The 12,672-nt window shown below is 48.7% G+C and carries 12 protein-coding genes; 4 read left to right on the top strand and 8 right to left on the bottom strand.

Annotated features, from left to right (window positions below; genetic code table 11):
• Positions 1-89: 89 nt before the first annotated feature.
• The 3 genes from tnpB to KNO71_RS04860 form a co-directional block, all read right to left on the bottom strand.
• On the bottom strand, positions 90-1,178 hold the full coding sequence (tnpB, locus tag KNO71_RS04870; protein WP_078147634.1) for an IS200/IS605 family element RNA-guided endonuclease TnpB: 1,089 nt from the start codon (positions 1,176-1,178) through the stop codon (positions 90-92).
• Positions 1,179-1,391: 213 nt separating this feature from the next.
• Positions 1,392-2,537, bottom strand: a complete 1,146-nt coding sequence (locus tag KNO71_RS04865) for a sensor histidine kinase (protein WP_214687527.1) — start codon at positions 2,535-2,537, stop codon at positions 1,392-1,394.
• Positions 2,538-2,692: 155 nt separating this feature from the next.
• Positions 2,693-4,222, bottom strand: a complete 1,530-nt coding sequence (locus tag KNO71_RS04860; protein WP_251024882.1) for a multicopper oxidase family protein — start codon at positions 4,220-4,222, stop codon at positions 2,693-2,695.
• A gap of 130 nt (positions 4,223-4,352) precedes the next feature.
• Between KNO71_RS04860 and KNO71_RS04855 the strand changes: the two genes are divergently transcribed.
• Complete coding sequence (locus KNO71_RS04855; RefSeq protein ID WP_214687524.1) at positions 4,353-6,365, top strand: heavy metal translocating P-type ATPase; 2,013 nt, start codon at positions 4,353-4,355, stop codon at positions 6,363-6,365.
• Between the two features lie 58 nt (positions 6,366-6,423).
• Positions 6,424-7,368 carry a F510_1955 family glycosylhydrolase gene (locus KNO71_RS04850; protein ID WP_214687522.1) on the top strand — a complete coding sequence of 315 codons (945 nt, stop codon included), beginning with the start codon at positions 6,424-6,426 and terminating at the stop codon, positions 7,366-7,368.
• Between the two features lie 18 nt (positions 7,369-7,386).
• Here the strand turns inward: KNO71_RS04850 and KNO71_RS04845 are convergent, their stop codons facing one another.
• Genes KNO71_RS04845 through KNO71_RS04835 form a run of 3 tightly spaced genes read right to left on the bottom strand, consistent with a single transcriptional unit; the run spans position 7,387 to position 9,831 of the window.
• Entirely contained in the window at positions 7,387-8,796 is a 1,410-nt protein-coding gene (locus KNO71_RS04845) for a sensor histidine kinase (protein ID WP_214687520.1), read from the bottom strand.
• Positions 8,793-9,467 carry a response regulator transcription factor gene (locus KNO71_RS04840; protein WP_214687518.1) on the bottom strand — a complete coding sequence of 225 codons (675 nt, stop codon included), beginning with the start codon at positions 9,465-9,467 and terminating at the stop codon, positions 8,793-8,795. Before KNO71_RS04840 ends, KNO71_RS04845 begins: the two co-directional genes overlap by 4 nt.
• 25 nt (positions 9,468-9,492) lie before the next feature.
• Positions 9,493-9,831 carry a hypothetical protein gene (locus tag KNO71_RS04835; RefSeq protein ID WP_214687517.1) on the bottom strand — a complete coding sequence of 113 codons (339 nt, stop codon included), beginning with the start codon at positions 9,829-9,831 and terminating at the stop codon, positions 9,493-9,495.
• Positions 9,832-9,999: 168 nt separating this feature from the next.
• Between KNO71_RS04835 and KNO71_RS04830 the strand changes: the two genes are divergently transcribed.
• Both KNO71_RS04830 and KNO71_RS04825 read left to right on the top strand, forming a co-directional pair.
• The gene (locus KNO71_RS04830) at positions 10,000-10,476 is read left to right on the top strand and encodes a DUF305 domain-containing protein (protein WP_074035791.1); all 477 of its coding nucleotides are present in this window, start codon (positions 10,000-10,002) and stop codon (positions 10,474-10,476) included.
• A gap of 197 nt (positions 10,477-10,673) precedes the next feature.
• Positions 10,674-11,390: a peptidoglycan DD-metalloendopeptidase family protein gene (locus KNO71_RS04825; protein WP_214686217.1), complete on the top strand. Its 717-nt coding sequence runs from the start codon at positions 10,674-10,676 to the stop codon at positions 11,388-11,390.
• 45 nt (positions 11,391-11,435) lie between these two features.
• Here KNO71_RS04825 and KNO71_RS04820 read toward each other — a convergent pair whose 3' ends face one another.
• Together KNO71_RS04820 and KNO71_RS04815 are read right to left on the bottom strand one after the other, a co-directional pair.
• Positions 11,436-11,597: a hypothetical protein gene (locus KNO71_RS04820; protein WP_159562944.1), complete on the bottom strand. Its 162-nt coding sequence runs from the start codon at positions 11,595-11,597 to the stop codon at positions 11,436-11,438.
• Between the two features lie 87 nt (positions 11,598-11,684).
• Positions 11,685-12,602 (bottom strand): TerC family protein, encoded by a 918-nt coding sequence (locus KNO71_RS04815; RefSeq protein ID WP_159562943.1) that lies wholly within the window; start codon positions 12,600-12,602, stop codon positions 11,685-11,687.
• Positions 12,603-12,672 lie beyond the last annotated feature (70 nt).

The raw sequence follows: 12,672 nt of genomic DNA, 5'->3' as shown, positions 1-12,672 counted from the left end.
AGTGGGAGCTTCTTGGGAAGACCGTACTTTTATTAGCCACGATTGTTTACCAAGCTCGTCGGGTGGTTCCCACCCTGAAGGAATTCGTTTTAGTTTGCCAACATCAACAGGTTGATGCTCGCGTTGATGTCACGGTCATGATGCGCGCCACAGGCACACGTCCATTCACGGACATCCATCGCCTTCTTCTCGCCTTTTACACCGCAAGTGGAACAGATTTGAGTGGATGCGAACCATTGATCCGCCTTGATGAGCGTCCGTCCGTAGAAGTTTGATTTGTATTCGAGTTGCCGGACGAACTCGTACCAACTGACATCTGCAATCGATTTGGCGAGCTTATGGTTTTGCATCATGTCCTCCGACTTCAATGTCTCCACGACGATGACTTGGTTCTCGTCAACGATCCGTCTCGACAGTTTGTGAAGGAAGTCCTTGCGTTGGTTGGCGATCTTTTCGTGTTTCTTGGCCAAAAGTAATTTGGCTTTTTCACGATTCTTGCTTCCGATCTTCTTTCGCGACAGCGCCCGTTGCGCCTTCTTGACCTTCGCCTCGGACTTACGAAGGAGACGTGGGTTTTCGATTTTCTCCGAGACCATCGCATCGTTCGTCATGACGGCGAAGTGCTCCAAACCGAGATCGATCCCGACCTTGTTCTCGGCTGGGATCCATGGTGCATCGTCCTGTTTGACGAGGAGGGAGATGAAGAACTTGCCCGTCTTGGTCATCGACACCGTCGCCGACCGGATGACGCCCTCAAACGAGCGATGTTGTTCGAACTTCACGAAGCCGATTTTAGGAAGTCTCACCTTGCCGTCCTCGATGCGGATCGTGCCGTGCTGGTTGTTCGTCGTGTAGGAGGCGCGCGACCGCCGTCTCGATTTGAAGGCCGGGAAGCCGCCCGTCCCGGCGAAGAACTTCGCGAACGCGGTGTCGAGATTCAGCTTCGCGTTCGCGAGCGCGAGACTGTCCACCTCGGCGAGGAACGGGAACAGGGGCTTGTAGGAGGCGGGTGTCGCCGGTTTCCGTCTCGTTCCACTCCCCGCTTTCGCCTCCTCGCGGATGGCGATGCGGTCCTCGAGCAGCTTGTTGTAGATGAACCGGGCGCAGCCGATCGTCTTGATGAGGAACTCGGCCTGTGCCGGCGTTGGGTGGAGCCTATATTTATAGCCTTTCAGCATGTCCGTCCATCCTCCCTTCAGAAGATCATGATGTGTCCTCCTCATCCAATACCCATGGAAGGGAGGGAGAATCTGACGGAATCACGAACTTTTGTTCGTCACATCTGTCACAGGGGGAGAAGAGTTTTGGACCGGGCGATTCATCTCCCACCTACGCTGGGTTACGCCCCGAGACGCTTAGAGGAGGGAGAATTCTCGCCTGATTTAGTTAAATCAGTCGAACGAAACCGAATGTTTAGGGGATGGTAGCAATGGACAGCTCTGTCTGGTATGAAGCTCGATTGTAAAGGTGGTGCCTTCTCCGTATACCGAGTCCGCATGAATTCCCCAACCGTGGGCTTCGGCAATTCGTTTGCAGATTCGTAGACCGAGACCTGTTCCTTTTATGGCTTGGTGGGCGGCGGATTCGACACGGTAATATTCATCAAATACGTAGGGAAGTGCTTCTTCTGGAATCCCAATCCCGGTATCGGATACAGATAAAGTTACCGTGCCAGCACTTTCAAATACGCTCGTATGGACCGTCCCGCCATCAGGAGAGTACTTGATGGCGTTACCAATGAGGTTATGGAGCAATTGCCGTAACTTTTCTTCATCTGCTTGAATCAAGACATCATTCGTTTCAAACGTCACCGTATGAAGCGAGGAGGTCGTCTGATAGCTCGACATGACATCCTCCAAAAGAGGACGGAGTGCGAACGTCGTCACGGTCAGTTGATCAGCCGTGTATCGTTCTTTTTGATAATCGAGGAAGTTATCGACGAGCCGCTCCAGCCGTTCCGATTCTTGTTTGACTTGTGTTAGCATCTGATACGATTTTTCCGAACCTTGATGGCGTGTCATGAGTAGCTCCGTATATCCATGGATGGCAGTCAATGGCGTGCGGAAATCATGAGACAGTTCGGCAAGGAAACTGTCTTTACGTTCTTCAAAGCGGACGGCTTCCGTTTGGTCGCGCCACATGATGAAAACGCCACGTGGTGTCCGCGTGAAGTTGAAAATCAAATGTAGCGTCTTGTCATTAGAACGCAGACGACGTGAAGTCATCCTTGGATCCGTTTCGGTCGCACATTCGAGCAATTCCTGGATGAGGTGCATGACTTGTGCGGAATCCGCCCCATGCCGTTCCAACATGGTATATACATAACGAGTCAATGTTTCCAATGTGTCAAAAGATTGTGTTGTCATAGAAGGGTACCATTGCCGAAGAGAATCATTCGAATACAGACGACATCTTGAGAAATCGATATAACACATCGCATCCTGTACTTCTTCCACGATGGAAGCGATGGAGAACGTATGGCGTTGCTGTTTTTGACGAGCGGAGCGTTTCTGCCTAATCCTATGGAATCGGCGCATGGACCTACCTCCTCGCGAACATTTGTACATGCATTCACAACTAGTATACGACATTTGAGAAGGAATCCCTATACAGGCAATAGTCCTAGCAGAAACGTATCGAAATCAGGACGGATACAAAACACCTCTCCGCTGATAGAACAGAGAGGTGTCGGTCATTCGGTCACGTTTACTTGTCCCATCATCCCATTTTCTTCATGCTCGAGGATGTGACAATGATACATAAATGTGCCGGTTTTCGTGAAGGTGATTTCAATCTTTACTCGTTCATCCGGAGCGACGGCTACCGTATCTTTCCACCCTTTTTCCTGATCGGATGGTGGGTTGCCGTCTCGACTAATGACTCGGAACTGGACGCCGTGGATGTGGAAAGGATGTGTCATCCCACCCATCATATCCGGCTTATTTTCAATTTCCCATACCTCGGTGTCTCCGCGTTTCGCTTCGATGTCGATACGCTCCGGATCATAGGTCTTTCCGTTGATTGAAACCATGTTACCCATTCCAAAAAGGGTGAGGCGGCGGTCTGCTGTCTCATCTGTCAAGCGCTCCATCGTTTCGGTCACCGGAATCTTAATGGACGCCTTGTCAAGTTCACCGACACGAAACGTGGTGAATGTCACCCCGTCCGCTTTTAAGGCGGCGACATCTTCAACTTGTGAAAAATCAATCAGTACCTCGGCCCGTTCACCTGGTGTCAACGTGAGGGTCTCTAAGGGAATCGGGCGTTCTAACGGCCCTCCGTCTGTCGCAATCTGCGTCATCTCGGCCTCGTTAGATAACGTAAAATCAAAATCGCGCGCATTCGAACCGTTGACTAGTCGCACTCGTAACGTCTCGGTTTGAACGTCGAACGTCGTGTTGATGGCTCCATTCGCAAGAATGGTATCCCCCGTCGTTCCATCAACGTTCATATGGGCATCATAATCCAACTCACCGTTCGGCGTGAAGAGTCGATCTTGTACGATGAGCGGGATGTCGTCGACTCCATATTCATTCGGGAGACCGTTCTGTGCATCGTCGGTCACATAAAGAAGACCGGCGAGCCCTTTATAAACTTGTTCGGCTGTCAATCCCATCGGATGGGGGTGGAACCACAGTGTACTAGGTTCTTGATCGATGTCGAGTCGAACTTGTGCCTGTTCACCTGGTGCGACGGTCTGATGAGGTCCCCCGTCCATGTCGGCAGGGATGACGAGTCCGTGCCAGTGGAACGTTGTCGGTTCATCCAATCGATTGATGGTATCGATTACGACTGTTTTTCCTTTCGGTAACTCGATCATTGGTCCGAGTAAGTCTCCATTATAGCCGAACGTTTCCGATTTCTTGCCGTCTTTGAAAAATTGTGACGTGCCTTTAGTTGCTTCCACCGTATAGTAGACCGTGTCTCCCGTGACACGATTTGGCTGTAAGGCAGTCGGAATCGGAAGCGGCTGTGTCGGTTCATCCGTTGCTTGGAGCTCTTGCATCGCTCCGTGTCCCATCGGTCCGTTATTGCCACCCATTCCATTATCACCCATCATGTGATCATCCATCTGACCCGTTGCCGAATCGTTTCCCATCATATGATCTTGGTCCATATTGTTGTTATGGTTCCATGTCCCGTTGAAAAGGACGATTAGTAAAACGAGGATGCCTCCAATTAAAATCCCCGTCAACAGAAACCATATTCCTTTCGATTTCATGCTATAACACTCCTTCATTGTTCAGTCCTCACTTTGTTGTACCACCTAATTGTGAAAGAAACATGAAAGTCCAAATCTGTTTAATCGCATACCGAATAGAGGTATACAATCCGTGTAAAGGAGAGGATGAATGATGGAACATGCACACGATCAACACCATGGACATCATGAGGAGAGTCACGAGTCTCATCATGGCGGACACGGACACGAGCATATGATTGACGATTTCAAACGACGTTTCTTCGTATCGCTCGGGCTGATGATTCCGATTTTATTGTTATCGGACATGATTCAAGAATGGCTGCGGTTTGAACTCGATTTTCCGTTTGAAAAGACAATCTTATTTGTATTGGCGACGATTGTGTATGTATACGGCGGGTGGCCGTTCTTAAAAGGAAGTGTGGAAGAGTTAAGAGAGCGTAGCCCGGGCATGATGATGCTTATTGGCTTGGCGATCAGCGTCGCTTACTTTTATAGTGCAGCTGTCGTCTTTGGCTATGGAAGCGGACATGACTTCTTTTGGGAACTCGCTTCATTGATTGTGATCATGCTACTCGGCCATTGGATTGAGATGCGTTCTGTCATGGGAGCGTCGAACGCGTTGGAACAACTCGTGCAGCTTCTACCGAACGAAGCGCATCGCATCAATGGGGAAGAAACGGAAGACGTTCCTATCTCTGAACTGAAGGAAGGAGACCGAATCCTCGTCAAACCGGGGGAGCAGGTACCCGTGGACGGGAAAATCATCAAAGGACGAACAACCATCGACGAGTCGATGTTAACCGGCGAATCGGTACCGGTCGAAAAAACAGAAGGTGAAGATGTCATTGCGGGTTCGATCAACCAAGAAGGGAGTTTGACGATTGAAACGATTGGTACGGGAGAAAGTACGTACTTGTCAAAAGTGGTTGAATTGGTGAGTGAGGCACAAAAATCGAAGTCGCGGGCTCAAAATCTGGCGAACCGGGCGGCAAAATATTTGTTCTATATCGCAATTGCCGCTGGGGTCATCACGTTCACCATCTGGTTCATGCTCGGCTACTCAGTCGGGACAGCGATCGAACGGATGGTAACGGTCATGGTCATCTCATGTCCCCATGCACTTGGACTGGCGACACCCCTGGTCGTCGCCGTCTCGACAGCATTATCGGCGAAACAAGGTCTTCTCATCCGCAATCGGACTCAATTTGAAGAGGCGCGTCGACTCGATGCCGTCATTTTCGATAAGACCGGTACGCTGACGGAAGGGAATTTCGGAGTCACAGACATACAGGCGAGCTCGTCTTATAAGGAAGAAGACGTGTTACAACTCGCAGGAGCAGTTGAGCGTGAGTCGCAACATCCTCTCGCGCAAGGGATTTTAAGGGAAGCCGAGAGACGGGAATTGAAACTGGCGGCTGTCGACGACTTCGGTTCGATGACAGGTGTCGGATTGGAAGGAACGGTTGACGGTGCGCGTGTTCAAGTCGTCAGTCCGCGACATATCCGCGATCAACACATTCAAATTGATGAGGAGACGTTTGCACGACTCTCGGAAGAAGGAAAGACCGTCGTCTTTGTTTTGAAAGACGGAGAATGGGTCGGGATGATTGCGATGGCCGATCTGGTGAGGGAAGAAGCGAAAGAGACCGTCGAGGCACTTCATGAAAAAGGCATTCGCTCGATCATGTTGACGGGTGACAACGAGAAGGTCGCGCATTGGGTCGCGGGTCAGCTCGGTATCGATGACGTGTATGCCGAAGTATTACCGGACGACAAGGCGAACCAAGTGAAAGACGTCCAAAAAGATGGCAGCAAAGTAGCGATGGTCGGAGATGGAATCAATGACGCACCTGCCTTAGCACAAGCGGATGTCGGCATCGCAATCGGGAGCGGGACAGACGTTGCAGTCGAAACGGCAGATATTGTCCTCGTCCGCAGTAATCCGAAAGATGTCCTATCGATTTTGGAGCTTTCACAGAACACGTATCGTAAGATGATTCAAAACTTGTGGTGGGCAGCCGGGTATAACATCGTCGCCATCCCGCTTGCTGCAGGCGTTCTGGCTCCGATTGGAATCATCTTGTCCCCAGCCATCGGTGCCGTCTTGATGAGTTTAAGCACAGTTATTGTCGCAATCAACGCTCGACTTTTGAAGATTTAACATTTCTTTCACCTTTAGTCAGTATGCTAGATGGGATGCTAATGATGGAGGGATCGAGATGAAACGAACGTTAATGCTATCACTATTCCTGACTCCACTGCTCCTGTCGGCGTGTGGAACAGAAGACGCACCGTCGGACACGAGTCAATCCGAGAATGTGACGACAACTACAAAAGACGAGTGGCAACGTGTGGGATCCGATGAAACGGTCTCCCACATCCACGGAGCTGGATTTTGGCAAGACGATAACCGTCCGGTCATTGCAACGCATGCCGGATTGATGGAATATCGTGAAGATGGCTGGTATACACTTCCGACGAATCGTCATGACTATATGGGATTCGAACTCGTCGAGGATGGATTTTATGCGAGCGGTCACCCCGATCGTCGGACAGATTTCAAAAATCCACTTGGGGTCATGCATGGAAAAAATCATGGGGCGGTACTCGAGAGTCGGTCGCTTGAAGGCGAGGCAGATTTCCACTATATGAGTGCCGGTTATGCCACAGGTACACTCTACGTTTATTTGGAGGAAGCGACCTCGGAGCTAGAGCCGGGATTTTATCGTTCCATCGATGGTGGGAAATCATTTGAACCGATGCAGGTACAAGGGATAGAGGAATCGCAAGTGGCAGGAATCGTCGCCGATGCGACGGATGCGGAGCGCGTCTTCTTGTACGGGCCGTCCGGCATCCTCGTTTCGAATGACTTTGGAGATTCGTTCGAGCCACTTGTTGAAGCAGAACAAGTTGTCACGGTCGGAGCGGATGAGGGGCAGCTGGCATACGTACGACAGACAGATGGTTCTTTCGAAGGGGTTCGTTTCAACTTAGACGATGAGTCGACAGAGACGTTCAATCTTCCAGAGTTTCAAGCGGACGTTGTGCCAATCGAATTGGCAGTCAACGAGGAGCGCATGTTGCTTGTCACATCGGATAACAGCGTATATGAGTTTACAGACGGGGAATGGGAGATGCGCCTCGACAAAGGTGAGCTCAATTGATTAAAAGACGCCTTTCCATTATAGGATAGGCGTCTTTTTGTCGAGTGGAATCGTGACGGTGAAAGAAGTGCCCGATACATCAGACGTGACTGTCAATTCTCCACCGTGACGGTTGACGATTTGTTCAGCGATGGCGAGTCCGAGTCCGCTTCCACCAGTTTGACGAGATCGTGATTTTTCAACACGGTACAGACGGTCGAAAATGTGTGGGAGATCTTCTTCAGGAATTCCCTTTCCGTCGTCAGTGATGGTCAAGACGAGATAAGCGTCTGAAGTATTAGAATGAAGTGAAACATGTGTCGCCTCACTATGCTGAATCGCGTTGTGGGCAATGGACCGGAAGACCTGAAGCATGCGATGTCGATCCAATGTGAGCGTGATGTCTGCTTGTTCTATGTTCGGAGAAGCAGCGAACCGAATCGTCGTCATTCGGAACATCGTATCGAGCATTCGTCGTAAATCCTCACAAAACGTCGTGACAGAAACTTCTTCTCGATGTAACAAGAACGTGTTTTCGTCGAGTTGAGCCAATTGAAACGCATTTTCCACCAGTTCTGTGAGCGAACGACTCTCATCTAAAATTGTCTGGATGGATTGATTGCGTAGCGGTTCGGGTGTGCTTTCTTTCGAAGCAATCTCGGCATATCCCCTCAAATAAGTGAGAGGGGTCTTGATTTCATGTGAGAGATCGGACAAAAATTGATGTCGTTCGCGACGTAAGCGAGCCAACTCCACGGACATGGCCTCGATGGAGCGAGCCAACTCACCGATTTCGTCAACGCGATTCGTTGGTAGCTGTAGGTTATCGGGATTCGTCAGTACGTTCTCGGTCGCTTGTTTCAGTGACTGAATTGGTTTCGAAATGAGGCGGCTCAGCAGGATGAAGGTCAGCACGGTCGTCACCAGTGCGATGGTCGTGATATACAGAAATCGCAACTGAAGGCGATGACTGATTCCATGAATGATCTCAGTCGGTAAAAACATGTAGACGTACCCATACCGTGTATCGAGATCATCCGTGATCGGCGTACGAACGCTTAAATACGGCTCGTTTTCCCAGTCGTCCTCTAGAACAGTCGTATCATCGAATGGACCTGCACGTCGTTTCGTTTCGACGGTATCGACCAGTACCTGTGGAAAAGAACGGGACGTTTGAAGAAGATCATGTGCTGGGTCAGTGATGGCAACTTTTGTGTCCGTCTCACTTTCCATGGTAGCCACATGACCGATTGTCTCTTCGGAAAAGTTCATCGCCAATACATTCGCATGACTCTCAGCCCGTGATTCTAATCGATGGACTTCTTCTGTCACGCGTTCCCCAAGTAGTGTGTGGTAAAGGAGCAAGAATAAGACTCCTTCAATCAACAACGTAGACAACAGGAAGACGAGGCTGATTCGGAACGGTAAGCTATTACGACTGCGTCTCATCCGGAACGCTCCTCGGTCCATCGATACCCACGTCCCCATACCGTCTTCAAATAATCATCGATTGGAAAGCCTGCGTCCCCTAACTTTTCTCGAATCATGCGTATGTGTGCATCGACTGTACGGGGGTCAGATTCGGCAGAGTACGGCCAGACGAGATCATACAAATCTAAGCGATTGAACAAACGATTCGGGTGCTGAAGAAATAGCTTCAAGATGGCTGTTGCTTTTGGCGTCAGAATGATTTCCTGTTCTTCATATAAGATGCGCCCACTCTCTTCATCGTAACGGAGTGGACCGTATTGTAGGTTAACGACCCGACTTCTTCGCAGGACGGCTCGAATTCGAGCGAGCAACACATTTCCATCGAACGGTTTGGTGACGTAGTCATCCGCTCCGGCATCTAGCCCTTGAATGGTGGTCTCGTTGTCTGAACGTGCCGTCAACAAGACGATGGGTAATGCCGGATCCATCGTTTTCAACTGACGACAAAGTGAGATGCCGTCCACTCCCGGCATCATAATATCTAAAAGGATGAGGTCCGGTCGCTCTTCAATCTTATCGAGTGCGGAATCGGCATCATTTGCCTCGATGCAAGCATACCCATCGCTCTCAAGAAACAAACGAATCAAATGTCTCATTTTTTCTTCATCGTCTACGATGAGAATCTTCATCTTGTATTCCTCCTTCCTCTTATTATTATCGTTCCGTGTGCTTTGTGTGATTTCCTTCCATGGCGAAAAGAGTCTGTAGTTGTTCACGTGCGCGTTCGACGTCTCGACAGTAAATGACGGGTACTCTCGCGTCAATCGGTCGATCCGTGACGATGGCTACTGCACCATTTCGGATGGCGGCCCTCACTAAATCGACGCCACGTTCATTGATTGGGCGCTTGCATATATATAAAAACATTTTATTTATTTTTTCTGGTGTCGTTCCGATTCCGCGAATTGTCATTTCTTCCGGGTGATCGAGATAAGACCAAGATAAAACAGAATCAAGTGTTGCCAGTACGTCACGCAATGTCCGCTCTTGCATCATCGTTCTCCTTCCTTGCATGAACTCAATTTCACTAGTGTACCCGATGTTTGTGAAAAAGAAGTGAAAAGCGTTAAGAGTACGATTAGACCGAGAAATAGGCGGGTTTGAGTATAGAAGAAGTAGGTAAAAGAGTTTTTATACGCACAATAAGAAAGGATGAATAAGATGAAACAGTACGGTAAATTTGGAATCATGATTGCGGTCTCGACGTTCATTATGTATTGGCTCATGTATTTGAACGTGTTTCAGTTCAATCATATCTTCTTTAGTCAGACGAGGTTGTACATGGCACTCATCATGGGATCGGTCATGGCGTTCGTCATGCTTCTCTTCATGTGGGGGATGTATAAGAACAAAACAGTTAACTTTATCATCCTAGGGGTCAGTGCTCTCGTCTTCAGTGCCTCGCTTTGGCTCGTACGTAGCCAGACGACCGTCGATGATGTCAGTTGGATGAAAGCGATGATCCCTCACCACTCGATTGCCATTTTGACAAGTGAACGCGCTGAAATTGAAGACCCACGCGTGAAAGAATTGTCTGAAGAAATCATCAAGGCACAGCGCCGTGAAATTGAAGAGATGAAGCGATTGATTGAAGATTTAGAGGATGAAGAGGAGAACGCCGAGGAAAATCGTGAGTAACAGACATGCACAGTCGAAAACGGCTGTGCATTTTTTGTATGTTGAAAAGGAAAAATAAAGAAAGTAAGTTATAATTTGTTTTCCTTTATTTGAAATATAAATGACATATTTGTCGGTTCGTTTTGGTGGTAAAATTTTTTCAGTTAGATAATATAAAAAAAAAATTTAAATACATAATTGAAAGGATTTACCACATCATGAAACGAAAGATGCTTTCTCTCTTCTGTGCCGTTCTTCTCACAGTCGGAATCTTCACTCCGACAGGTACCCCGGCTGAAGCTGCTACCACGTATTATGTCAAAGTCACGACTAACAGTTTAAACGTCCGTTCGGGTCCGGGCACGACGTATGCAATCGTCGGCAGTGCGAAGTTGGGACAATCCTTCAAATATCTCGGCGTGAGCGGGGGATGGACAAAAATCAATTTCAACGGGACATCCCGCTACGTATCCAGTACATATGTGAAGAAGTACAGTGTCTCCACGCTTTCAACCACATCGGCTGCGAAAATGATCATCCCGACAAAAGGGACGTTGACACAAAAGTATGGTCCGGCGAGCGGGCAGTACGGTTATACGTTCCATAACGGTATCGACTTGGCTGCTCCAAGAGGAACACCGGTCGTGTCAGCCGCTTATGGAAAAGTCATCGTTTCTCGGAACTATGGGGCTTACGGTAACCACATCATGATGAGCCACCAGTTGAACGGACAAACATACATCACAGTATATGCACACCTCGATCGTCTCAATGTCGTCACAGGACAGACGCTAGCAAAAGGAGCAACGATTGGAACGGTGGGGAATACCGGTAACTCGTTCGGGAATCATCTCCACTTCGAAGTGCATCGGAACAGCTATGTGTATAGCAGTTCATCTCCTGCTAACAGTATCAATCCGTATACAATGTTTTGACATAAAAGCACGCGCTCTCAAACAATGGGAGCGCGTGCTTTTTGATTAATGCCATGTTGTTTGTTTGTTTCGTTCGATTTGGTTGGCGGCGATGAAGCTGACACCAAGGACGATACCGAACACCAATCCGAATAGATTATTGAAAAGTAACATAAGGATGATCCCGAAGACGAGACCGATACTCATGAGGCCAATCCGATCAAACATATTGAATCCCCTTTTCTGTAGTTGTGCACCTCAATGATTACCCGATTTTCAAAGAAAGAACACCGACGAAATGGACTGATTGATTCATTATACGTGTTTAGACGAACCAGGTTTCGTTTTGTAGAAACTATAGAGGACGCTAATCAGGATGACGAGAACGATGGTTCCAAGAGACATCCAAATCGGCATTTTGTACACATCACCGAAAATCATCTTCGCCCCGATGAAGACGAGCATGAAGCTGAGACCGTGTTTCAAATAGTAGAAGCGGTCGATCAAGTTGGCGAGGACGAAGTAGAGGCTACGAAGTCCGAGAATCGCCATGATGTTCGCATAGAAGATGATATACGGGTCACGTGAATACGCGAAACTTGCAGCGACCGAATCGACAGCGAAGACGATATCCGACAATTCGATAAAGATGAGCGCGATGAAGAGTGGCGTGAAGAACAACTTCCCATTGATGCGCTTCGTGAACTTCCCGGATGAGATATCCTGTGTGATGGGCAGGCGTCGCTCGAGCCAACGAATCGTCTTGTTTTCTTCAAGTGACTCGTCTTTCCCGATATTCTTATACATCATCCACCCTGTATAAACGAGAAACGCTCCGAACACGTAGTAGACCCAACCGAAGTTTTCTAAAAGGGATACGCCAGCGACGATGAAGACAGCGCGGAAGAAAATCGCTCCGAGAATCCCCCAGAACAGTACCTTGTGTTGATACTTGAGTGGGATGGCGAAATAGGCAAAAACAAGTGAAAAGACGAAGACATTATCAATCGCGAGTGCCTTTTCGATAAAGTAGACGCTCGCATATTCCGTTGCGGCTGTACTTCCTTGCGTGAAGAACAACCATCCTCCGAATGCGATGGCAATCCCAATCCAGACAAACGTCCATGTCCATGCTTCGCGGAGCGAGACTTCGTGCGCTTTACGGTGGAACACCCCGAGGTCAAGTGCGAGCATGAAGATGACGATGAGTAAGAACCCGATGAGTAGGGTCAACAACAATTCCTCCTTTTAAGGTCATATGAACTTCTATATATTTAATTTAAGTTCATAAGAACTCAAAGTC

The sequence above is a fragment of the Exiguobacterium sp. s163 genome (assembly GCF_018617135.1).
Taxonomy (GTDB): Bacteria; Bacillota; Bacilli; order Exiguobacteriales; family Exiguobacteriaceae; genus Exiguobacterium; species Exiguobacterium profundum.
The sequence above is the reverse complement of the archived record's forward strand: the minus strand, read 5'-3'. Positions and strand labels throughout refer to the sequence as shown.